Origin of the sequence: Halovivax sp., assembly GCA_007119345.1 — an archaeon.
In the GTDB taxonomy this organism is placed as follows: Archaea; Halobacteriota; Halobacteria; order Halobacteriales; family Natrialbaceae; genus Halovivax.
This window is the reverse complement of the sequence record SKPV01000201.1, coordinates 17,920-39,906: the sequence shown is the minus strand read 5'-3', so window position 1 is coordinate 39,906 and position 21,987 is coordinate 17,920. Positions and strand designations below refer to the sequence as shown.

Genomic DNA, 21,987 nt, shown 5'->3' with positions numbered 1-21,987 from the left:
CCGGCCGCCACGTATCCGGTCGTCGCGTATCCGGCCGCCACGTATCCGGCCGCCACGTATCCGGTCGTCGCGTATCCGGTCGACCAGTACCCGGTTCGGTTTCCGCTCGCACTCGATTTTTGCGCTCGTTCGTTCGATCGCCGAGCCGCGCCCGGGCTTCGCCGAGCGCTCGGTCCGGACGAGGCGCGCCGGACGGCGTCCGTCCGTCGATGACGAGGCGATACGCTCACTCGGCGTCGTCCGAGTCGATCCCGACCGCGTCGGTGACGTCGACGTCCTCGGGCTCCTCGCGGCCGCCGACGACCAGCTCGCCGTCGGGACCCTCGACGTAGACGTCGTCGGCGAAACCGCCCTCCGCGTGCGGATGTTCGGGATCCGCGAGCTTCTCGGGCGTCGAGGGCGCCTCCGGAAGCGGCTCGTCGCGAAAGTCTCCCAGCGGATCGTCGATCCTGATTCCCCAGGTCGTAAAGAAGTCCTCGTAGCGCTCGTAGTGGTCCTCGATCTCGTCGGCCGGGATCTCCATCATCTCCGTCCAGCCGTGGTTGTAGAAGTCGAAGTTCGCCTGGACGTGCGTGATCTCTCTGGCCTCGGCTTCCGAGTAGCCCGCCCGCAGCGCCGCGAGGTAGCTGTCGACCGTCGCGTCGAACAGTTCGTCGAGGTGTCGCTCGCGCTCGTCGGCGCGCTCCGGGTCGGCTTTCCGCAGGAAGATGCGGGTGTGAAGCCGCACGAGCCCCTCCCTGACGACGGCGCGGACGACCGGCGTCTCGAGGGCTTTTCGCGAGGCGAAGTGGCGGGCGTTCTGGCGGAGTTTCATGCGACGTTCTCCGGCCGCGAGCCTCATCAGCGATTCGCCCGACACCCGAACCGGCGATACGCCCGATTCGACCCGGCAATACCATCGACGCTCGAACCGTCGATCCGCCAGATTCCCGACCGACAAACCGACCGATTCCCGTACGATAACGGGTTGCGGCGGCGACCATCGATATCCAGATAGCAACCCACTTTAACCCGGCTTCCGAACTCTAGCGATATGACCGAGTACGTTATTATCGGTGACGGAATCGCGGGCAGTTCCGCCGCCGAGACCCTCCGGGAGGAGGATCCCGACTCCTCGATCACGGTCATCACCGACGAGGGGGAACCCCTGTACAATCGAATCCTGATCAAAGAGCACGCCAAGGGGAAGCTCCCGGAGGCGCCCATCGCGATCCACGAAGAAGAGTGGTACGTCGATCGCGACATCGACCTCTCGCTCGACACCCACGTCACGGGCGTCGACGTCGACGAGCGGCTCGTGTTGACCCACGACGGCGAGGAGATCCCCTACGACAAGCTGCTCGTCGCGACGGGCGGGACGCCGACCCAGCTGCCGGTGCCCAACAGCGACGCGGAGGGAATCCATCACTTCTGGACGTTCCAGGACGCTCGGCGGATCCGCGAGAGCGCCGAGAACGCGGAGCGGGCGGTCATCGTCGGCGCCGGACTGCTGGGCATCGACTTCGCCGCGGTCTGTGGTTCACAGGGCGTCGAGGGCAAGTACCTGATGCGCGGCGATCGCTGGTGGCGGTACGCGCTCAGCGGCGAGGGCGCCGAGATCATGCACGAGGGGATGCGTGAGAAGGGCGTCGAACCCGTCTTCGACAGCGGCGTCGACCGATTCGAGGTCGACGACGACGGTCGCGTGACGGCCGCCGTCGACCCGAACGGCGATCGATACGAGTGCGACTGGGCCGGCGTCGCCATCGGATTGACCTTCAACACGGAGTTCCTCCGGGGGACCGACGTCGAGGAGGAAAACGGCATCGTCGTCGACGAGTACATGCGGACCAGCGTCGACGACGTCTACGCCGCCGGGGACCTCACCCAGTTTCACGACGTGTTGCTCGGCGAGCGCGCCCAGAACGGCTCCTGGGGGTCGGCGAAAGAGCAGGGCCGTGTCGCCGGCGTCAACATGGCCGCCGACGACGCGGCGGAGGTGTTCGAGTGGGTCTCCTCGTACTCGATCACGCACTTCGACTTCCCGTTCCTCTCGTTCGGCCACCCCACGCTCGGGGACGAGCACGCGGAACGCAAGTACTCCGAGACGGAGTGGCGCCGCATCGCGTTCAAGGACGGCAAGGTCGTCGGCGGCGTCCTCATCGGCGACCTCTCACCGCAGAGCAAGCTCAAACAGCTGATGCGGGAGGGCCGGTCCGTCGCCGACCAGAAGGAGGTCCTCCTCGAACCCCGCGTCGACCTCGACGACCTCGCCCCCGCCCAGGAGCAGTAACGCGATCGTTTCTCGTTTTCCAGTAACACGGTGGCCCGGCCGCTTCTCGCCTTTCAGTAACTCGGTGGCCCGGCCGTTTCTCGCCTTTCAGTAACTCGGTGTCCCGGCCGTTTCTCGCCTTTCAGTAACTCGGTGGTCCGACCGCTCGCCGTCTCCCACTGGGGCCACTCCGTTCGCTCTCGACTGCCCCGGCTCCCACCCACCGACTTCTGCCGGCGACGATAATCGGCACCTTCCGCGCGGATGGCGACCGAAACTTTATATCTGTTCCCGCACTCATTGGAACCGGTAACCATGTCAATTTGTAACACGGGTCGACGGACGGTGATCGTTCGTCGGGCCGACTCGGTCCGCGCCTCCGACGCGGTGCGCCACGTCGACCAGCTGGACGAAACGGCGCTCACGCGGTTTTACGAGGCCGTCACGGCCGGCGGCCGGATCGCCTCGGTCGACGAGCGCGCCTTCGACCACGGGGAGATCATCGTCGGGAACGGCTACTACCGGATCGAGTTCGCCTGACCGGTTCGCGGTCGGCCGGAACCGCGTCGTCGACGGCGGGTTTCGACACGGTTTTGCCTCCGCCGGGGAAGGCCTAGGTATGAACGGCGGCACCGACATGACCCTCGCGTTCGAGCTCGCCGCGCTCGAAGAGCTCGCCTACCCCGAGCGCGTCTTCGAGGACGCTCGCTCCTGGAGCACGTACGTGGGCGTCGTCTCCGAGAAGCCGACGTACGTCGTGACGAACTTCACCCGCAAGAACCGCATCCGTCAGGACTTCTTCTCCGGCCCGCGCGGGAAAAAAGAGAGCCTGGAGAGCGTCAAAGACCAGTTCGACACCGAACGGCAGGTGTTCATCGGCACCTCGGACGACGACGCCGCGCTCGCCGAAGCGGTCGACTGGGAGTACCTCGACGTCGAAGTGGCCGCGGAGAAAGCCGACTGGGTGATCGCCACCACCGTCGAGGACGACGGGGTCGACGAAACCGAGGCGGGCGAGAAGCGCGATGACTGGCCCTGAGGTCCCCGTACGCGCGGCGAATCTCTCGGTCCGAGCGTCGACTTCTTCGGCTCGGGCGAAGCCATCGCCCAGTCGCTGATCGCCGTCCGCCGCGGATCGGCCGCCCGTCAGCCGATGATCGACCGCCCGTCCGTCGCCGGTTGCCCGTCAGCCGATGATCGACCGCCCGTCCGTCGCCGGTTGCCCGTCAGCCGATGATCGACCGCCCGTCAGCCGATGATCGACCGCCCGTCAGCCGATGATTGGCCGCCCGTCAGCCGATGATCGACCGCCCGTCCGTCGTCGATCGCCCGTCAGCCACGGACCGGCCGCCCGTCCGTCGTCGGTCGACCCGATGCGCCGCGCTTATGGCCGCGCCGGTCGAAACGACGCCGATGACCGAGCCCCGCGTTCCCGGCGACGAGAGCGGTCGGGCGAGCGTTGCACTTCCTTGCGGCGAGTCGCTCGATCCTCGCTCCGTGGACCTCGGGATGCGCGACTATCGCTGCTCGTGCGGGGAGACCCACGCCGTCGTGCTCGACGTCCACCCGCCGTCGCGGTTTCTCCCGGAGTCGCTCGTCGACGTGCTCCGCGAGACCGTCGACACGGCCGACGAGTTCGACGAGTTCGGCACGCCTCACCTCATGGGGATCGCGATGGAAGAGTTCCCGGAGGCCGTCGTCGTCCACGACGCCGGCGACGACGGCACCGTCGGCTACGCGCTCCTGTGGGTGGCGGACTTCGACAGCCGTCGGCTCCACGAGATCGTGGTGGAACTCGTGGTCGAGCTGATGGACCACGCCGTGAGCCACGCCGACGACGCCGACGCGGTCGCCAGCTTCGAGTCACAGCTCGCCGAGTTCGACGTCGAGGCGTTCGTCGAGGAGTACCGGCGCGTGCGGGACTTCGAGTCCGCCGGCGACCGACCGGCGTAGGGCCCGCCGGGCGCCCGACGCGGACCGTCACCCGAGGTCCGCTCGTCAGTCGTCGAACGCGATCTCGAAGCGAGCGCCGCCCGCCTCGCTCTCGTCGATCGCGAGCGACCGGCCGTGAGCGTCGGCGCCGTCGGCGATCATCGCCGACGATGCGAGCCGGACCTCGCCGTTCGCGGCGTGCAGGACGACCGGGGGCGTCGACGCGTCCGCTTTCAGCTGCGACGCCGGGCGGATGCCGTCGGAACGGCCGGACACCGTCGGCCGCGTACGAAATTCGAAAAATCGCTACGGGAATCGTAGCGTATCGTGGGGCTTATTACGATGTGCGAACTCGGGACTGACAACAGATGTCCACGGAGCACCACGGGACCGGGGGAGAGCCGGACGGGCGCACCATCCTGCTTATCGGGAGCGGTCCGATCCAGATCGGCCAGGCCGCGGAGTTCGACTACTCGGGGGCCCAGGCCTGCCGGGCGCTCCGGGAGGAGGGCGCCAGGGTCGTGCTCGTCAACTCGAATCCGGCGACGATCATGACCGACCCGGAGATGGCCGACCGGGTCTACATCGAACCGATCACGACGGAGGCGATCGCCGAGATCATCCGGAAGGAACGGCCGGACGGCGTCATCGCGGGTCTGGGCGGACAGACCGGGCTCAACGTCACCGCCGAACTCGCCGAGGAGGGCATCCTCGAGGAGTTCGACGTCGAAATCATGGGGACGCCGCTCGACACCATCTACGCGACGGAAGACCGGGACCTCTTCCGCCGGCGCATGGAGAAGATCGGCCAGCCGGTTCCCCGATCGACGACCATCTCGCTCGAGGAGGACGAGCACGTCTCGGCGCTGACGGAAGCGGCCCTCCGGGAGCGCGTCGAATCGGCCGTCCACGACGTCGGGGGCCTACCGGTCATCGCCCGCACCACCTACACGCTCGGCGGCTCCGGCTCCGGCGTCGTCGAGGAGATGGACGAACTGATCGAGCGCGTGCGCAAGGGGCTGCGCCTCTCCCGGAACGACGAGGTGCTGATCACCGAGTCGATCGCCGGCTGGATCGAGCTCGAGTACGAGGTGATGCGCGACGCCGACGACTCCTGTATCATCATCTGCAACATGGAGAACCTCGACCCGATGGGGATCCACACCGGGGAGTCGACGGTCGTCACGCCCTCGCAGGTCATCCCGGACGACGGCCACCAGGAGATGCGCACCGCGGCCCTCGACGTCATCCGCGAACTCGGCATCCAGGGCGGCTGTAACATCCAGTTCGCCTGGCGGGACGACGGTACCCCAGGCGGCGAGTACCGGGTGGTCGAGGTCAATCCGCGGGTCTCTCGCTCGTCCGCGCTGGCCTCGAAGGCGACGGGGTACCCGATCGCTCGCGTGACCGCGAAGGTCGCGCTCGGCAAGCGCCTCCACGAGATCGAAAACGAGATCACGGGCGAGACCACTGCCGCGTTCGAGCCCGCCATCGACTACGTGGTCACCAAGGTACCCCGCTGGCCCAAGGACAAGTTCGACGACGTCGACTTCGAGCTCACGACGGCGATGAAATCGACCGGCGAGGCGATGGCCATCGGCCGCACGTTCGAGGAGAGCCTGCTGAAGGCGCTTCGCTCCTCGGAGTACGAGCCGAGCGTCGACTGGGCCGACGTCTCCGCCGACGAGCTCGAGACCGCCTACCTCGAGAAACCCACGCCGGACCGGCCGTACGCGATGTTCGAGGCGTTCGAGCGCGGCTACGACGTGGCGGAGGTCTGCGAGCTGACCGGCATCCACGAGTGGTACGTCGAGCGCTACGCGCGCATCGCCGACGCCGTCGCGGCCGCCCAGGACGGCGACGTCGAGGCGGCCGCGGTCGCCGGACAGACCAACGCGGCCGTCGCGGCGACCGCCGGCGCGGACGTCGGCGCCGTGGAGGCCGCGGTCCCCGATCGAACCTACAAGCAAGTCGACACCTGCGCCGGGGAGTTCGCCGCCGAGACGCCGTACTACTACTCCGCGCGGGCGTCGGCGTTTGAGACCGAGCTGGACGCCGACCGGATCGTCGGCGAGCTCGAGGTCGACCCGGACGCCGAGAGCGTGGTCGTCGTCGGCGGCGGGCCGATCCGGATCGGTCAGGGCGTCGAGTTCGACTACTGCGCCGTCCACGCGGTCCAGGCGCTGCGCGAGCTGGGAATCGACGCCCACGTCGTCAACAACAACCCGGAGACGGTCTCGACCGACTACGACACCTCCGACGGGCTGTTCTTCGAGCCGATCACCGCCGAGGAGGTCGCCGACGTCGCGGAGGCGACCGGCGCCGACGGCGTGATGGTCCAGTTCGGCGGCCAGACCTCCGTCAACATCGGCGAACCGCTCGAGGCCGAGCTCGACCGGCGCGGACTCGACTGCGAGATCATGGGCACGTCCGTCGAGGCGATGGACCTCGCGGAGGACCGCGATCGGTTCAACGAGCTGATGGACGAGCTGGGGATCGCCCAGCCCGAGGGTGGCACGGCCGTCTCGAAGGAGGAGGCGCTCGAACTGGCCCACGAGATCGGCTACCCCGTGCTCGTCCGCCCGAGCTACGTCCTCGGCGGTCGGGCGATGGAGATCGTCCGCGACGACGCCGAGCTCGAGGAGTACATCGAGGAGGCCGTCCGCGTCAGCCCGGACAAGCCGATCCTCGTCGACGAGTTCCTCGCGGACGCCGTCGAGCTGGACGTCGACGCGGTTGCCGACGGCGAGGACGTCCTGATCGGCGGCATCATGGAGCACGTCGAGAGCGCCGGCGTCCACTCCGGCGACTCCGCGTGCATGATCCCGCCCCGGTCGCTCGGCCGCGACGTCAACCGTCGGGTTCGCGAGGTGGCCGAGCAGATCGCCCGCGCGCTGGAGACGGTCGGCCTCTTGAACGTCCAGCTCGCGGTCAAAGACGGGACGGTCTACGTCCTCGAGGCCAATCCCCGCTCCTCGCGGACGGTCCCGTTCGTCTCGAAGGCGACAGGCGTCCCCATCGCGAAGATCGCGGCGACGGTCATGGCCGGCAACTCGCTGTCGGAGCTCGACGTCATCGAGCAGGTGCCCGAACAGACCTCGATCAAGGAGGTCGTCCTCCCGTTCGATCGGCTGCCGGGGAGCGATCCGCGGCTCGGCCCCGAGATGAAGTCCACGGGCGAGGTCATGGGCACCGCCGACACGTTCGGCAAGGCCTACGACAAGGCCCAGGACGCCGTCGGCAAGCCCGTCCCCGAGTCCGGCACGATGGTGCTCGATCTCTCGGCGGACGCGTTCCCCGACCCCGACACGGAGGCCGGCGAGGCGCTCGTCGAGGGCTTCACCGAGTACTACGACCTCTGCGAAGCCGTCGACGTGGTCGAAGCCACCAGGCGGGGCGAGGTCGACCTGATCGTCTCGCGCGAGCGCGACCTGCTGGAGGCCGCCGTCGAGGAGGAGATCACGTACTTCTCGACCGAGGAGTCCGCGAAGGCGGCGCTGGAGGCCCGCCGACACAAGGACGACCCGATCGACGTCGAGGCCGTCAGCGACCGCCCCCAGCGCGACGAGTACTGGGGCCAGCCGAAAGGCGAGTGAGGTCGGTCCGGACGAACCGTCGCGGCGCGAGGAGCCGGCGGCTGGACGCGGGGGGAACTGAAGTATCAGCACCCGGACAGCGGTCTATATTCGCGTAGCTTCGACGTATCGTTTCCCGATTCGTTCTGGTCACTGCACGCGGGTTCGCTCCACGTTCCCTGCAACCATCGAAATCGACGAGGACGGTCGAGAGGGCACGATATGGTCTCGGGGTGAACCTGTGTCCGTCGTCCGCTAGGTTTTTGTGGCAGGCGATCTAACACGCCGATGAGGTGATGACGAATGATGGACAGAGACATCAACGATATCCTCGGTCGACACGGATTCGGTCGCGTCTTCGCATCCATCGGTCGGTACGATCTGCTGCTCGCGGTGATCCCGCTCGCGTTCGCCGTCGGCGTCGCGGCCGCGGAGGCCCTCGGCATCCCCCTCCGGACGGCGCTGGTCGGCGCGAGCCTCGTCGGCCTGCTCGCGCTCGTAGACGGGTTGTTCATCCGGCCGCCCAGCGGACTGTCGGGAGCGTGAGCCGGGGTCGGGTCGCGTTCTCGAAACGCTCCCGGCGTGAGGAGTAATCCGACGGATTCGAATCGAACGGCACGGGACGTTCGAAACCGCTGCCCGCGATTCGAGCCGGCGGGGAGAGCACGGCGCACGTCCCGTCGTTGAACGCCGTTATTCCTGCGTGATTCCCAGAATTGGTCTTCCCTCTTCGTGGATCCGCCCGCTGAACCCGAGCGTTCCGGTTCCGGATCCGAACGTCGCTTCGTCGCTCGCGCCGTCGCCCGTCTCGGGGTTCTCCGGGGCGGCGCTGACCCTGGCCGTGCCGCCGGGTTCGTCCAGTTCGACCGTGAACCGCTCCCGGTACCGATCGCCCCCTGCACGGTCGCGGTCTCGTCGAGCAGTTCCTCGTCGACGGTCTCGTTGCACGCGGAGACGACGATCTCTACTTCGTCGTCCCCTCGGTTGAGCAGCGTCAGGGACGTGTCGACGGTCGAGGTATCGTCCGATCCGGTGGTGCAACCCGCGATCGAGGCGACGGTGGCCCTCCCGGACGCGAGAACGGATCGCCGGTCGAGACGGTGAGGGGGCATGCGGGATTTTCCAACGTTCGAAACACCGGGATAAACTCTCTCCGGATGGTGGCGAAACCAACACGCTAGCGAGCACGGCCGGGCGTCGCTGGCGCTCCGGTTCCTGCCCCCGAGGTGGGTGGCTCACGTTCGGGCGTCGACCTCGCGGACGCCGTCGACACGCCCGGGTGACGCCACGCCGGAGGCCGTCCGTCACCCGCGCCCCGACTCCGACAGCCTGAAGCGAGCGGACGCTGTGGCCCGCACATGGAGTACTACGAGGCGGCGAACCGGCTCTACGATCTCGGCCGGTTCGGGATCCGGCCCGGGACGGAGTCGACCGCTGACGTCCTCGCCCACCTCGGCGACCCCCACGAGGCGGTCGAGACCGTCCAGATCGCGGGGTCGAACGGGAAGGGGTCGACGGCGCGGATGCTGGAGTCGATCCTCCGGGAGGCGGGCCTCTCGGTCGGACTGTACACCTCGCCGCACCTGGAGGACATGCGCGAGCGGGTCCGGGTCGACGGGCGGATGATCCCGAAAGCGGCGGTGGCGCGCTTCGTCGAGGCGTGCGACGACTACCTCACCGAGCGCGGAGCCGCCGGCGAGTCGCCGACGTTCTTCGAGATGTCGACGGCGATGGCGCTCTGGCACTTCGCCCGTGAGGACGTCGACGTCGCGGTCCTGGAGGTCGGGATCGGCGGTAAGCTCGACGCGACCAGCGTCGTCGACCCCGTCGCGAGCGCGGTGACGAGCGTCACCCTCGAGCACACCGGTCTCCTCGGGGACACGATCGAGGAAATCGCCCGCGACAAGGCCCACGTGGCGGGCGACCACCCGCTGGTGACAGCCGCCGCGGGGAACGCCCTCGCCGCGGTCCGCGAGGTCGCCGACGAGGTGGTGACGGTGGGGCGGGGCGACGGGAGCGAATCCGGCCCGGAATCCGACGGCGGCCCGGACGTCCGCGTCGAATACGGCGGCCGGGCGAACCACGCGGAATCGCGGGTGACGATCGCGACCGCCGACGGGTCCGTCGAGACGCGGGTGGCGGCGATCGGCGCCCACCAGGCCGAGAACGCGGGGATCGCCGCGACGCTCGCCCGCCAGGTCGCCGACGTCTCGGACGACGCGCTCGCCCGCGGGCTGCGCAACGCCCACTGGCCGGGCCGGTTCGAGGTGATGGGGACCGAGCCGCTGGTGGTGCTCGACGGCGCCCACAACCCGGACGCCTGCGAGCGGCTCGCGGAGACCCTGTCGACGTTCGAGTACGACGACCTCCACCTCGTGTTCGGGGCGATGCACGACAAGGACCACCGGGCGATGGCCGCGGCGCTGCCGACGCCCGACGCCGCGGTCGCTTGTCGCCCGACGAATCCCCGTTCCGTCGAGCCGGCGGTGCTCGCCAGGGTGTTCGAGAACGCGGGCGTCGAGGAGGTGCGCACCGTCTCCGCGGTCCAGGATGCGCTGGCGAGCGCCCTCGAGGCGGCCGGACCCGACGACTGCGTGGTGGTTGCGGGTTCGCTGTACGCGATCGCCGAGGCCCGCACCCGGTACACCGTCTCGGCGGCGCCGACGCGGGTTCGCGACCTCGACGACGCCCGCGAGACCCTGGAGCGGGCGGGCGTGACGGGAAAAGGCGTCTGGCGGATGCGCGGGAAGGCCGTCCACCGCGTCGTCCGTCTCAGGCTCCAGGCGCGCCAGGCGGCCTACCTCAAACAGGAGCTGCTCTCCGTCGGCGGCGAGTGCGCCCTCTCGGGGCTCCAGCGGGAGGAACAGCTCGTCGAGGCGGTCTGTACGGGGACGCTCGCGCAGTTCAAGCGGCTGCTCGAGAAGCTCGAGGCGCAGCCGTACGGCCTGGCCGAGGTCGGCCGCGAACTTCGGGAGACGCTGGGGATCCGGATCGACCCGCCCGAACCCCGCTACCCCTGGCAGGAGCGCACGGCGGTGATGGGGATCTGCAACGTCACGCCGGACAGCTTCCACGACGGCGGCGAGTACGACGCCCCCGACGACGCCGTCGCCCGCGCGGAGGCGATGGTCGAGGCGGGCGCGGACGTCGTCGACGTCGGCGGGGAGTCCACCCGGCCGGGGGCGGAGCCGGTCCCCGTCGGGGCGGAGATCGACCGCGTCGTCCCCGCGATCGAACGGATCGCCGACCTCGATCCGGTGGCCGACGGCGACGTCCTCGTCTCCGTCGACACCCGAAAGGCCGCCGTCGCCGAGGCCGCCCTCGAGGCGGGCGCGGACGTCCTGAACGACGTCTCCGGCCTGGAGGATCCCGAGATGCGGTTCGTTGCCGCCGAGCACGACGTCCCGCTGATCGTGATGCACAGCCTCGAGACGCCGGTCGATCCCGACCGCGACGTCGAGTACGACGACGTCGTCGACGACGTGATCGCCGAGCTGGGCGAGACCGTCCTCCTCGCGGAGAAGGCGGGGCTGGACCGCGAGCAGATCGTCGTCGACCCCGGGCTCGGCTTCGGGAAGTCCGCCCGCGAGAGCTTCGAGGTGCTCGGACGGCTGGACGAGCTTCGCGCGCTCGGCTGTCCGATCCTCGTCGGCCACTCCCACAAGTCGATGTTCGGGTTCGTGGGGCAGGGGCCGGGCGAGCGCCGGGACGCGACGGTCGCCGCGTCGGCGATCGCCGCGGACCGGGGCGCCGACCTCGTGCGGGTACACGACGTCCCGGAGAACGTCGCGGCGGTGAAGACGGCGCTGGCGGCGCGGGATCCGGCGGGAGTTGGGGCCCGGGAGGACGACCGATGACCGACGTCGGTGAGAACGCGGACGGCTCCGTTTCGGAGCCGGACGACGCCGACGGGGTCGACCAGCGACGGGTCGTTCGCGAGGGCTACGAAGCGATCGCCGAGGCCTACGCCGTCGAACGCGACCTCGGTCCCGAGGAGGGTGCGGTGCTCGAAACCCTCGCCGCCGACCTCGATTCCGGTTCGCGGGTGCTCGACGCCGGCTGCGGCGACGGTCGGGCCGTCGCGGCGAGACTCGTCGAGCGCGTCGGCGCGGTCTGCGGCCTCGACGTGGCGCGGGCCCAGTGCGCGCTGGCTCGCGAGAACGTCCCCGCCGGCGCGTTCGTCCAAGGCGATCTCGTCCGGCTTCCCTACGCCGACGACGCGTTCGACGCCGTCTGCTCGCTGCACGCGATCATCCACGTTCCTCGCGACCGTCACGAGGCCGTCTTCCGGGAGTTTCGACGGGTGCTCTCGCCCGGGGGCCTCCTGCTGACGACGTCCGGGGTCGGCCCCTGGGCGGGTCGAAACGAGGACTGGCTCGGCGCCGGCGCGGAGATGCGCTGGAGCTTCCACGGCGCCGAGCGCACCCGCGAGCTCCTCGCGGCGGCGGGCTTCGCGGTCGAGGACGAGCGGGTGATCGACGACGCGGTCGGCGGCGGCGAGTGGCTGTACGTCCTGGCGCGGGCGCCGTGACGGCCTCCCGCGTCGTCGGACGACGGCGGCGTCGCGCGCCGACGGCGCGGGTGCCTGCGGTTCACGCCGGCGCCGCGCTGACCGCCGAGACGGCGATTCCGCGCCCGGATGACGCCGTCGACGACGCACGCACTCACGAGAACAGTCCGCTCGACTCCCGGAGCTCCCGGTAGGTCTCCAGGTACCGCTCGCGGACGGCGCCGCGGTCGAAGTCCGCGAACGTCTCGTCGAGGTCGCGTCGGTCCATGCGCCCGGCGCGGGCGATGGCCTCGGCGAGTTCGGTCTCGCTGGTCGTCCGGAAGCCCCGCTCGCGGCCCTCGATCAGCTCGTGGCCGCTCGAGTCGGCGTGGTACTCGACGACGCCGACGCAGCCGGCGGCCAGCGCCCAGGCCAGCTCTGTCGGGAAGACGCAGAACTCCGCCGTCTGGGCGAAGACGTGGCCGCCGCGGTAGATGGCGATCTTCTCCTCGCGGCTCGCCGCCCCGACGAAGTCGATTCGGTCGGCGATGCGGAGGTCGCTCGCCAGCGCCTCGTACTCGCCGCGGCGCGGTCCGTCGCCGATCACGGTGGCCGTCCAGTCCCGGGTGCGGACCTCGGCCAGGGCGAGCAGCAGGCTCTCGAGGTTCGCGCCCTCGTCGAGCCGGCGGGCGTAGACGACGTCGGCGTCGCCGGTCGGCTCCGTCCCGCGGATGGCGTCGACGTCGATCGGGTTCGGGACGACGCCGACGCGATCGCCGTCGACGCCCAGCTCGCGGACCCAGGTCCGGACCAGCCGGGACGGCGCGAGGATCCGGTCGGCGCGGGCGGCGGCCCGTCGCGTCGCCCACCGCCCGTCGACGCCCTCGGCGCCGTACCACTCGACGACGAGCGGAGCCCGGGAGAGTCGCGTCGCGAGACCGGCCGCGCGGACCTGCGCGGGCGGTTCCGCCGCGACGTGGACCACGTCCGGTCCGAGGGCCCGGACGACGAACGGGAGGCGAACGAGAAACGAGCGGCCGGCCTCCGGTTCGACGGTTACGCCGTGGTAGGATACGCCGTCGCGTTCGAGGGCGTCGCGCCCGTCCTCCCACCATCGGGCGCAGCAGACGTGAACGTCGTGGCCGGCGTCTCGGAGCAGTTCGACGACGGTTTGCAGGCGGGCGGTCGTCTCCGTCTCTCGGTGGTGGACCGTTTCCACGGAGACGAAGACGACGCGCATTAGCGACCGGCACGCAGCGCCGGCTGAAAAATCACGCGGTTCGACGCGTCGTCGACGGCCGTTTCGGTCGGAAACCGCCGGTTCGGACCGCCGCAACCCGAAGAAATACGGACCGCGCCGGCCACGCCCCTCTCATGGCCGCCTACGACATCGAGCGGTACCTCAACATCCGATCCGCCCTCGGCGCCTCGTTCGGTCCGGACGGCGATCGCCTCTCGTTCCGCATGGACACGACGGGCGTCGACCAGGTCTGGACGCTCGCGGGGCCGGGCCGCTGGCCGGAACAGCGGACCTTCTTCGAGGAGCGGGTGACGTTCGCCTCCTGGTCGCCCGAACGCCCCGATCTGATCTTCGGCATGGACGAAGGCGGCAACGAACGCGCCCAGCTCTACCGCCTCGACGACGACGGACGGATCACGAACCTGACCGCCCGCCCGGACGCCAAGCACCGCTGGGGCGGCTGGAGTCACGACGGCGAGCGCTTCGCGTTCGCCTCGAACCGACGCGAGGAGGCGGTCTTCGACGTCTACGTGCAGGGCAGAGACGAGACCGGCGACGAGGCGACGCTCGTCCGCGAGGGCGACGGCTGGCTCTCGCTCGCGGGCTGGAGCCCGGACGATTCGCGGCTGCTCGTCGTCGAGTCCCACGCCAGCTTCGACCAGGACCTCTACACGCTGGATCTCGAGACGGACGCCTTCGAGCATCTCACGCCCCACGAGGGGGACGTCCGCTACCGGAGCGCGAGCTGGGCGCCCGACGGCGAGGGGATCTACCTCGTCACCGACGAGGGCGCGGACACCCTCTACCTGGCGTACCTCGACCTGGAGACCCGGGAACTGGAGACCGTCGTCGACGGGAACGGGTGGAACGTCGACGGGATCGCGCTCGACGACGAGACGGGCCGGTTCGTCTACTCCAGGAACGTCGACGGCTACACGGCGCTCACCGTCGGCGAGTTCGACGCCGACGAGCCGACGTCGTTCGAGACCTTCCCCGAACCCGACCTTCCGGCGGGCGTCGCCGGCGGCGTGAGCTTCGACCCGGACGCCGAGCGCTTCGCCTGCTCGGCGACGGGCGACCTCGACAACGCGAACGTCTACGTCGTCGACGTCGAGACCGGCGAGACCGAACGCTGGACGCGAGCGCCGACGGCGGGCATCCCGCGGGAGACGTTCGACGAATCCGAGCTGGTCCGGATCGAGAGCTTCGACGGGCTCGAGATCCCGGGGTTCTTCGCGGTCCCCGACGACGCCGAGGACGGGGGAACCCCGGTCATCGTCGACATCCACGGCGGCCCGGAGAGCCAGCGCCGGCCCTCGTTCTCCGGGGTCGAGCAGTACTACCTCGACCGCGGCTACGCCTACTTCGAACCGAACGTCCGCGGCTCCTCGGGCTACGGCACCGAGTACGCGAGCCTCGACGACGTCGAGAAGCGGATGGACTCCGTGGCGGATATCGCCGCCTGCGTCGAGTGGCTCCGCGAGCACCCGGCCGTCGACCCCGACCGGATCGCCTGCAAGGGCGGCTCCTACGGCGGCTTCATGGTGCTCGCCTCGCTCACCGAGTACCCGGACCTCTGGGCCGCGGGCGTCGACGTCGTCGGCATCGCCAACTTCGTCACCTTCCTCGAGAACACCGGCGACTGGCGCCGCAAGCTTCGCGAGGCCGAGTACGGCTCGCTGGCGGAGGATCGGGACTTCCTGGAGGAGATCTCGCCGATCAACAACGTCGAGAAGATCGAGGCGCCGCTGTTCGTCCTTCACGGAGCGAACGACCCGCGCGTGCCGGTCGGCGAGGCCGAGCAGATCGTCGAGGAGGCCCGCGAGCGGGGCGTCCCCGTCCGGAAGCTGATCTTCGAGGACGAGGGTCACGGCTTCAGCAAGCTGGACAACCGAATCGAGGCGAACGCCGCGGTCGCCGATTTCCTCGACGAGCACGTCTGAGTCACACCTTTTTCTTCGGGCGCCGTAGGACCGGTATGGTCACCGGCGCGATCGTCGCGGGCGGCCGCTCGACCCGTTTCGGCGAGGAGGACAAGGCCGTCGCCTCGCTCGACGGGACGCCGATGATCCGGCGCGTCGCCGACAGGCTCGCGGGCGCCGGCCCGTCGGTCGATCCAGGCGGGGCGGCGGCCAGCGACGGCGAGCCGGTCGTCGACGAGCTCGTCGTCAACTGCCGATCGACCCAACGAGAGGCTATCCAGGACGCGCTGGTCGATTTCCCCCTTCGCGTGACGTACGCGGAGGACGAGGAGCCCGACCTGGGTCCGATGACGGGGATCCGGAACGCGTGCCGCGCCGCGCCGAGCGAGTACGCGTTCGTCGTCGCCTGCGACATGCCGTTCGTCGATCCGCGGTTCGTCGCCCGCCTGCGCGAGCGGGCGGCCGGCCGCGAGGCCGCCGTCCCGCAGCTCGACGACGAGTGGTTCCAGACGACTCAGGCGGTCTACCGGGCGAACTCGATGGCCGACGCCTGCGGCCGGGCGCTGGACCGCGGAGATCGGAAGATCGTCGAGGCGCTGTTCGAGCTCGACTACGTCGTCGTCGGGGGCGCCGAGATCCGCCGGGTCACGACCGAACGGACGTTCGAGAACGTGAACACGACGGCGGAGCTCGAACGGGCCGAACGGTACTATCGCGAGGGCGGCTAGCCCCTCGGCGAGCGTCGGATCGCTCCGCGCGAGAACCGCATTCCTCCGCGCGAGCGCCGCACTTGCGAGTGCCGGCTCGTTTATCACGAAAATTCGCACGATCCCCCGCGTGGGTCGATCGGGACGCCGCTGACGGGGCTAGGTAGCCGACGACGGGATCGCGTGGTCTCCGCCCGCCGCGAGCGCGCCGGCGGGATCCGTACGGGGTTCGCCGTCCGGAGCTACCCGTACGGGAACTCTTCGGGGTCGACGGACGGGGTTCGCTCGTAGCTCGGGGAGAGATCGTATCCCTGCGAGAGGGCTCCGGTATCGAGGCCGAGCATGGCGGCGTCCGCATCGACGGCGCCTTCGATCAGCCAGCCGACGCCCTCGTAGAACGGGTCGTCGGCCAGCTCCTGGACGTCTTCGGCCAGCTCCGGCAGCCACCAGCCGTGGGCCGCCAGGAACGCCCGACGGTGCTCCTCGTCGCCGTCCCCGGCGAGTATCTCGAGCGCGGCCAGCTCGACGGCGGCGTGGTCGGCCTCCTCGCGGAGTTCCGCCGTCGGCCGGATTCCGAGGTCGCGGTAGGAGCGCTGGACGGCGGCGAGCGGCCCGCCGAGGAAGTCATCCGCGTACCACGACTCGTGGACCTGCATCTTCGGGCGCGGACCGACGAACAGCCGCGTGTGGATCCGGCGGAGCTCGTCGGCCTCCTCGGCCGGGTCGTCGATTCCCCCGCGCCACCGTTCGAGCAGCCGGAAGCCGTTTTCGAGCGCCTGCGGCGACGCCTCTCGCGGGAACCCCTCGCTCGCGAGCCGCTCGACGGCCGCCTCGTCGGGCGGGTCGGCGAGCACGCGCGAGCAGAAGGCGTACAGGTCGGCGAGTTCCGTCGTCGCGTCGGTCGGTCGGGACATGGGTTGGCGGGGAGGATCCGGAGTCGGGCTCGGGCGGTTACATCGGGAGCGGGATCGTCGTGAACTCGGCGGCCTGGAGGTACGCGAGCGCGAGGGTGATCTTCCCGCCGACCACCAGGAGGCCGGCGACGGCGTAGGACGCCGCGACCCCCGAAGGCGAGAGCGCCTCGCGGCGGCGGGCGTACGTGGCGCCGACCAGCAGCGCGATCGGGACGAGGAGCCCCGCGATCACCGCCCCGCCGACGAACAGCGTCGCGTGGGTGGTCAGCAGGTTCTCCACCGCCGGCGCGGCGTCGGCGTTCGCGACCGGCAGGTAGACGAGCTGGACGACGATCGCGGCGAGCGTCGCCACCAGCAGCCCGCCGGCGGCGAGCGCGTACCGACGCGTCACCCGGCCGGGTCGCCGCTCGACCGCCGCCGCGATCGCCACCGCGGCCGTGAGTCCGGCGCCGAGGCCGCCGAGGATCTGGACCGGCACCAGGAAGGTGGGGTCCCACATCGCGACGCGCTCGGTCGGTCCGGAGCCGTAGGCCATCGCCGAGTACAGCACCACCCCGGCGGCGAACACGGCGAAGAAGCCGCCGATCGCGAGCCGGACCGGCTCGGACGGCCGCGTGTAATCCGCGAACGCGTCGAGCGGGTCGCGCGCCCGGTCGAACACGTCACGGACGCCCTCGGCCGCGCCGCCTTCCGTCGCCGCCCGCGCCGGTTCGTCGGCGCCGCCGTCGGAGGCGACGTCGCGGCCCCCGTCGGTCGCGGCCGCCCCTTCGTCGGGGGCCGTGAGGTCGGGCGCGTGCGGCCGCTCCCTGCCGAACGTGACCCAGAGGAACATCAGGGCCGTCCCGAGTCCGAACGCGATGAGCAGGTAGGAGCCGATCGCCATCCAGGATCCGAGGTTCGTCATCGTCAGCGGGATCATCATCGCCCGGAACGGCGTCGCGAGGTGGCTCAACAGGACCGGCGGGCCGACGACGAGTCCGCCGAGGCCGACGAGGTACCCGAACTGGGCGACCCGCCCGTGCCGGCGAGCGTCTTCCTCGCTCCCGCTGCGGAACGAGAGCAGATCGGCCGCGTACCCCGTCAGGTACGCGCCGCCCGCGATGCCGATCATGGCGATGTAGATGCCGACCTTCCAGCCCCACTCGGTGTAGGGAAGCTCGAACGCGATTTCTGTGGGCATGAGTGCTCACTCCTCCGTGATGACTTTGTCCGCGTCGTCTCCGAAGACGATCCGGGCCGACTCCTCGTCGAACGGCTGGGAAACGTGGTCTTCGTCCATCTTTTCGGCGAGCTCGTCCGGGGTGCCGAACAGCAACGCGTCGGTCGGACACTCCGAGGAGCACGCGGGTTCGAGCCCGACCTCCTGGCGGGGTTCGCAGGTCGTGCACTTGTCCATCAACCCGTTTCCGCGGGCGCCCAGCGGCTCGCTCTCCTCGGCCTCCGGGACCGTCGCGTCGGGGTACTGCGGCGCGCCGAAGGGGCAGCCGACGCCGCAGTAGTGACAGCCGATGCAGAGGTCCGCGTTCACGCGGACGGTTTCGGTCCCGCTGTAGCTGAGCGCTTCGGTCGGACAGACGTCGATGCACGGCGCGTCGGTGCAGTTGTAACACTGCATCGGCTTGTTGGTCTCGTCCTCGGTGCCGTGGGCGAGCGCGACGACCTGGATCCGGTTCGACTCCGCCGGGAGGTCCCACGTCCGCTGACAGGCGACCTCGCAGGCCCCGCAGTCGATACAGTTCTGCCAGTTCGGGATGACCCGTGCGGTTCCGTCGTTCCGATTTTGCGTGCTCATTGGATCTCACCGCTTGTGGCGGTTCAGGAGCTGCGCTTGCCAGGCGAGCTGGTCGTCGGACAGCTCCGGGATCTCCCCGGAGTCGGCCGCCCGGACGCGACACAGCGTCACCTTCGTCTCTTGCATCTGAGTCTCCCGGTCGTACGCCGGCGCGGTGCCGGCGTTGATCGTCTCGCCTTTCACCAGCGGCGCGAGGCCGTCGGGGACGTTCGCCGTGACGTCCTCGCCCTCGAGGATACCGCTCCAGTGGTACGGCGCGAAGGCGTGGTCGGTGGCGACGCGTTCAGTAGGCCTCGCCTGGACGATCATCTCGGCGTGGGGCGTCTCGACCGCGATCCACTCGCCGTCCTCGACGCCCAGCTCGTCGGCGACGTCGGGGTGGATCTCGAGGTACATCATCGGCGCCCGCGAGGCGGTGCCGAGCGTGCTCCGGGTCTGGGCGGCGGCGCCCTGGTGTTCGACCTGGCGGCCGGAGGTCAACACCAGGTCGTAGTCCTCGTGGGCGTCGATGTTGGCCTGCTGGACGGCCACGTTGTCGAGTTCGACGCGCCAGTGGTCTTCGGTGCGCTCGTTACAGGGGTAGTCGTCGACCAGGTCCGCCCGCGGCGTGACCGCCGGCTCGCGGTGGACGGGGATCTCGTCGGTGAGGTTCCAGGCTTTCATCCGGGCGCGCCCGCGGCCCCACGGGGCGTCGGGCTGCGCGTTGGTGAACTCCTCGTAGCGCTCGACGTCGACGTCGTAGCCCTCCTCGTCCAGCAGCTCGGCCGTCTCGGCGACCGACGTGTCCTCGTCCAGCGCGGCCGCGATGGGGAGCGTGGGCGCGGCCGGCTCGTCACCGTCCGGCAGGACGGTCGAGAACAACGGGTACTGCGGGACGCCCTCGAGCTCGCCGTCCCACCAGTCGGGCTCGTACGGATCGCGCAGCTGGTCGTCGGGTTCGACCTCGGGGTCGTCCGCGTCGACCGCCGTGTCCCACCAGTTGGCGCGAAAGTCCATGCCGCCCTCCTGCGGGTGGACGTTGGCGTCGTAGAGGATCGGCGTTCCGGGGTGCTCGTCGTGCCAGGACGGCCACGGGAGGCCGTAGTAGTCCCCATCGAGCTCGTCGTGGTGTTCGTGGTCCTCGTCGAGGTCGGCCTGCAGGTCCTCGACGCTGAAGAGGTCGGCGTGCTCCTGGTGGAGCTTCAGTCGTTCCGGGGTCTGGCCGATGTAGCCGATCGAGCGGACCCCCAGGTTGATCTCCCGGAGGACGTCCTCGGGTTCGTCGTAGTCGAAGTGCTCGCCGAAGCCCAGGTGCTCGGCGAACTCGGTCATCAACACCCAATCCTCCTTGGAGTTGTGCCGGGGCGTGACCGTCTTGTTGCGCCACTGGAGCTGCCGGCCGGTGTTCGTCGCGCTGCCCGCTTCCTCCAGGTTGGTCGCCGCCGGCAGCATGTAGACGTCGGTGTCCGTCTCCGCGAGTTCGGCGATCTGGTTCGGGAAGACGTCGACGTTGACGACGAACTCGAGCTCGTTGATCGCCTCGCGGACCTTCTTGTACTCGCTGAGCGAGCCGAGGCCGTGGCCCCAGAAGATCGCGGCCCGGAGCGGGTCGGGCTGGTAGATCTCCCACTCGTCGTCGAGGACGCCCTCGAACCAGCGGGCGACGGTGAAGCCGTTCTTCTCCATCAGCTCCGTGTCGTGGAACCGGTCGACCAGCTCGTCGTAGCTGATCTCGCCGGAGGTGCTCTCCGTCTCCGTCCAGACGTTCGCCCAGTGCTCCCAGGCGCCCTGACCGAGGCCGTAGTACCCCGGCGTGTTGCCCGAGTCGACGCCGAGGTCGGTCGCGCCCTGGACGTTGTCGTGGCCGCGGTAGATGGGCGTGCCTCCGCCGGGCTGGGCGGAGTGACCGAGCGTCAGGTTCAACATCGCGTAGGCGCGGACGTTACCCGTCGCGTTGTTGTGCTGGGTGCCGCCCATCGCCCACTCGACGCAGCTGACGTCGGCGTCGGCGAGCTCCTCGGCGAGTTCCGCGAGGTCCGCCTCCGGCGTCCCGGTGACGTCCGAAACCGTCTCGAGGTCGTACTCCGGCAGCACCTCGTCGCGGAACTCCTCCCAGGTGGGCACCATCACGCGGCTCTCGATGAACTCCTCGTCGTGGAGGTCGTTCTCGACGATGTGGTAGATGAGCCCGTAGATGAACGCGACGTCGGTCCCCGAGCGGAAGTGGTAGTAGCCGTCCGCGGCGGCCGCGGTCTTGGTGAACCGCGGTTCGGCGACGATGTGTTTGCCGCCTCGACGCTGGGCCTCCTGGAAGTGCTGCCACGCGACCGGGTGGCTCTCGAGCGGGTTGTGCCCGATGATGAGGTTGACGTCGACGTTCCGCATGTCGTTGTTGTTGTTCGTCATCGCGCCGACGCCCCACGTGTTGGCGATCCCGGTGACCGTCGTGGAGTGACAGATCCGCGCCTGGTGGTCGACGTTGTTCGTGCCGAAAAGGGCCGCGAGCTTCCGGATCAGGTACGCGCACTCGTTGGTGTGCTTCGCGGAGCCACACCAGAACGTGGCGTGGGGACCGGTCTCCTCGCGGATGTCGTTCAACCGGCCGGCGATCTCCGGGAGGATCTCGTCCCAGTCCATCCGAACCCACTCGCCGTCCTCGAGCTTCATCGGCTCCTTCAACCGCTTGTCGGAGTTGACGGACTGGGTGAGCGAGGCGCCCTTCGAGCAGAGCCCGCCCCGGTTGATGGGGTTGTCGTCCCACGTTTCCTGTCCGACCACCGCGTCGTCTTCCACGGCGACCTGCAGCCCGCACCCCACCGAGCAGTGCGTACAGACCGTCTTGACCAGCTCCTCTCCGGCGTCCGGATCGACGACCGCTTCGTCGTCCGCGTCCCCCCGGTGGACGAGGGTTCTGCCGCCGACCGCCGCCACGAGCGCCCCGGCGCCACCCGCCTTCAGGAACCCGCGCCGATCGAGGTCGAGCGTTGACCGTGCCATAACCTAGCAAGCCTCGGTAAACGTCATAAAAATACCTGATGTTACGGTGCTGGTTGGGGTTGAACCGAACGTCAGTCAACTTTGAACACCAAATTTTCGGTCATTGTTCAGTTTCACACTCATACCGGACGCGGAATGTGTCGGTTGTTATCGCCACTCACACTGCCCTCCAAAATTCATTCTCTTCGA

General features: G+C 69.6%; 18 protein-coding genes. 10 read left to right on the top strand and 8 right to left on the bottom strand.

All coding sequences use genetic code 11. The annotated features are described in order from the left end of the window. Nucleotides 1–226: 226 nt before the first annotated feature. Nucleotides 227–814 (bottom strand): DUF6149 family protein, encoded by a 588-nt coding sequence (locus QZT59_RS13750; RefSeq protein WP_290817503.1) that lies wholly within the window; start codon nucleotides 812–814, stop codon nucleotides 227–229. Between the two features lie 219 nt (nucleotides 815–1,033). Here QZT59_RS13750 and QZT59_RS13745 point away from each other — a divergent pair, with 219 nt between their 5' ends. The 4 genes from QZT59_RS13745 (at nucleotide 1,034) to QZT59_RS13730 (ending at nucleotide 4,204) form a co-directional block, all read left to right on the top strand. After that, nucleotides 1,034–2,272, top strand: a complete 1,239-nt coding sequence (locus QZT59_RS13745) for an NAD(P)/FAD-dependent oxidoreductase (protein ID WP_290817500.1) — start codon at nucleotides 1,034–1,036, stop codon at nucleotides 2,270–2,272. A 294-nt stretch (nucleotides 2,273–2,566) separates the two neighbouring features. Further along, nucleotides 2,567–2,791 (top strand): hypothetical protein, encoded by a 225-nt coding sequence (locus QZT59_RS13740; protein WP_290817498.1) that lies wholly within the window; start codon nucleotides 2,567–2,569, stop codon nucleotides 2,789–2,791. Nucleotides 2,792–2,870: 79 nt separating this feature from the next. Then, nucleotides 2,871–3,290, top strand: a complete 420-nt coding sequence (locus QZT59_RS13735) for a hypothetical protein (RefSeq protein ID WP_290817493.1) — start codon at nucleotides 2,871–2,873, stop codon at nucleotides 3,288–3,290. 374 nt (nucleotides 3,291–3,664) lie between these two features. Then, complete coding sequence (locus tag QZT59_RS13730) at nucleotides 3,665–4,204, top strand: DUF5815 family protein (RefSeq protein WP_290817490.1); 540 nt, start codon at nucleotides 3,665–3,667, stop codon at nucleotides 4,202–4,204. Nucleotides 4,205–4,249: 45 nt separating this feature from the next. On the opposite strand, the gene QZT59_RS13725 is transcribed toward QZT59_RS13730, so the two are convergent. Next, on the bottom strand, nucleotides 4,250–4,459 hold the full coding sequence (locus QZT59_RS13725; protein WP_290817487.1) for a hypothetical protein: 210 nt from the start codon (nucleotides 4,457–4,459) through the stop codon (nucleotides 4,250–4,252). Nucleotides 4,460–4,551: 92 nt separating this feature from the next. On the opposite strand from QZT59_RS13725, the gene carB reads away from it, so the two are divergent. Further along, nucleotides 4,552–7,779, top strand: a complete 3,228-nt coding sequence (gene carB / locus QZT59_RS13720; RefSeq protein WP_290817484.1) for a carbamoyl-phosphate synthase large subunit — start codon at nucleotides 4,552–4,554, stop codon at nucleotides 7,777–7,779. 282 nt (nucleotides 7,780–8,061) lie between these two features. Beyond that, nucleotides 8,062–8,304 (top strand): hypothetical protein, encoded by a 243-nt coding sequence (locus QZT59_RS13715; RefSeq protein ID WP_290817481.1) that lies wholly within the window; start codon nucleotides 8,062–8,064, stop codon nucleotides 8,302–8,304. Between the two features lie 147 nt (nucleotides 8,305–8,451). Here the strand turns inward: QZT59_RS13715 and QZT59_RS13710 are convergent, their stop codons facing one another. Then, on the bottom strand, nucleotides 8,452–8,706 hold the full coding sequence (locus tag QZT59_RS13710) for a hypothetical protein (RefSeq protein WP_290817478.1): 255 nt from the start codon (nucleotides 8,704–8,706) through the stop codon (nucleotides 8,452–8,454). A 410-nt stretch (nucleotides 8,707–9,116) separates the two neighbouring features. Between QZT59_RS13710 and folP the strand changes: the two genes are divergently transcribed. Then, nucleotides 9,117–11,615, top strand: coding sequence for a dihydropteroate synthase (gene folP / locus QZT59_RS13705; protein ID WP_290817475.1), 2,499 nt, complete (start codon nucleotides 9,117–9,119; stop codon nucleotides 11,613–11,615). Beyond that, on the top strand, nucleotides 11,612–12,289 hold the full coding sequence (locus QZT59_RS13700; RefSeq protein WP_290817472.1) for a class I SAM-dependent methyltransferase: 678 nt from the start codon (nucleotides 11,612–11,614) through the stop codon (nucleotides 12,287–12,289). Before folP ends, QZT59_RS13700 begins: the two co-directional genes overlap by 4 nt. Nucleotides 12,290–12,422: 133 nt before the next feature. Here the strand turns inward: QZT59_RS13700 and QZT59_RS13695 are convergent, their stop codons facing one another. After that, on the bottom strand, nucleotides 12,423–13,487 hold the full coding sequence (locus tag QZT59_RS13695) for a glycosyltransferase family 4 protein (RefSeq protein ID WP_290817468.1): 1,065 nt from the start codon (nucleotides 13,485–13,487) through the stop codon (nucleotides 12,423–12,425). A 134-nt stretch (nucleotides 13,488–13,621) separates the two neighbouring features. Here QZT59_RS13695 and QZT59_RS13690 point away from each other — a divergent pair, with 134 nt between their 5' ends. After that, nucleotides 13,622–15,430 (top strand): S9 family peptidase, encoded by a 1,809-nt coding sequence (locus QZT59_RS13690; protein WP_290817465.1) that lies wholly within the window; start codon nucleotides 13,622–13,624, stop codon nucleotides 15,428–15,430. A 35-nt stretch (nucleotides 15,431–15,465) separates the two neighbouring features. After that, entirely contained in the window at nucleotides 15,466–16,137 is a 672-nt protein-coding gene (locus QZT59_RS13685; RefSeq protein ID WP_290817462.1) for a molybdenum cofactor guanylyltransferase, read from the top strand. Nucleotides 16,138–16,358: 221 nt separating this feature from the next. Here the strand turns inward: QZT59_RS13685 and QZT59_RS13680 are convergent, their stop codons facing one another. The 4 genes from QZT59_RS13680 to QZT59_RS13665 are packed head-to-tail and all read right to left on the bottom strand — an operon-like array spanning nucleotide 16,359 to nucleotide 21,798. Continuing rightward, entirely contained in the window at nucleotides 16,359–17,030 is a 672-nt protein-coding gene (locus QZT59_RS13680; protein ID WP_290817460.1) for a molecular chaperone, read from the bottom strand. 37 nt (nucleotides 17,031–17,067) lie between these two features. Further along, nucleotides 17,068–18,210: a dehydrogenase gene (locus QZT59_RS13675; protein WP_290817457.1), complete on the bottom strand. Its 1,143-nt coding sequence runs from the start codon at nucleotides 18,208–18,210 to the stop codon at nucleotides 17,068–17,070. A 6-nt stretch (nucleotides 18,211–18,216) separates the two neighbouring features. Further along, nucleotides 18,217–18,822: a 4Fe-4S dicluster domain-containing protein gene (locus QZT59_RS13670; RefSeq protein ID WP_290817454.1), complete on the bottom strand. Its 606-nt coding sequence runs from the start codon at nucleotides 18,820–18,822 to the stop codon at nucleotides 18,217–18,219. 6 nt (nucleotides 18,823–18,828) lie between these two features. Further along, nucleotides 18,829–21,798, bottom strand: coding sequence for a molybdopterin-dependent oxidoreductase (locus QZT59_RS13665; protein ID WP_290817451.1), 2,970 nt, complete (start codon nucleotides 21,796–21,798; stop codon nucleotides 18,829–18,831). Between the last annotated feature and the right edge of the window lie 189 nt (nucleotides 21,799–21,987).

Bases quoted from the DNA above. Each gene is read 5' to 3' on its own strand.
- QZT59_RS13750 (WP_290817503.1), bottom strand. From the start codon at position 814: ATGAAACTCCGCCAGAACGCCCGCCACTTCGCCTCGCGAAAAGCCCTC.
- QZT59_RS13745 (WP_290817500.1), top strand. From the start codon at position 1,034: ATGACCGAGTACGTTATTATCGGTGACGGAATCGCGGGCAGTTCCGCC.
- QZT59_RS13740 (WP_290817498.1), top strand. From the start codon at position 2,567: ATGTCAATTTGTAACACGGGTCGACGGACGGTGATCGTTCGTCGGGCC.
- QZT59_RS13735 (WP_290817493.1), top strand. From the start codon at position 2,871: ATGAACGGCGGCACCGACATGACCCTCGCGTTCGAGCTCGCCGCGCTC.
- QZT59_RS13730 (WP_290817490.1), top strand. From the start codon at position 3,665: ATGACCGAGCCCCGCGTTCCCGGCGACGAGAGCGGTCGGGCGAGCGTT.
- carB (WP_290817484.1), top strand. From the start codon at position 4,552: ATGTCCACGGAGCACCACGGGACCGGGGGAGAGCCGGACGGGCGCACC.
- QZT59_RS13715 (WP_290817481.1), top strand. From the start codon at position 8,062: ATGATGGACAGAGACATCAACGATATCCTCGGTCGACACGGATTCGGT.
- folP (WP_290817475.1), top strand. From the start codon at position 9,117: ATGGAGTACTACGAGGCGGCGAACCGGCTCTACGATCTCGGCCGGTTC.
- QZT59_RS13700 (WP_290817472.1), top strand. From the start codon at position 11,612: ATGACCGACGTCGGTGAGAACGCGGACGGCTCCGTTTCGGAGCCGGAC.
- QZT59_RS13695 (WP_290817468.1), bottom strand. From the start codon at position 13,487: ATGCGCGTCGTCTTCGTCTCCGTGGAAACGGTCCACCACCGAGAGACG.
- QZT59_RS13690 (WP_290817465.1), top strand. From the start codon at position 13,622: ATGGCCGCCTACGACATCGAGCGGTACCTCAACATCCGATCCGCCCTC.
- QZT59_RS13685 (WP_290817462.1), top strand. From the start codon at position 15,466: ATGGTCACCGGCGCGATCGTCGCGGGCGGCCGCTCGACCCGTTTCGGC.
- QZT59_RS13680 (WP_290817460.1), bottom strand. From the start codon at position 17,030: ATGTCCCGACCGACCGACGCGACGACGGAACTCGCCGACCTGTACGCC.
- QZT59_RS13675 (WP_290817457.1), bottom strand. From the start codon at position 18,210: ATGCCCACAGAAATCGCGTTCGAGCTTCCCTACACCGAGTGGGGCTGG.
- QZT59_RS13670 (WP_290817454.1), bottom strand. From the start codon at position 18,822: ATGAGCACGCAAAATCGGAACGACGGAACCGCACGGGTCATCCCGAAC.
- QZT59_RS13665 (WP_290817451.1), bottom strand. From the start codon at position 21,798: ATGGCACGGTCAACGCTCGACCTCGATCGGCGCGGGTTCCTGAAGGCG.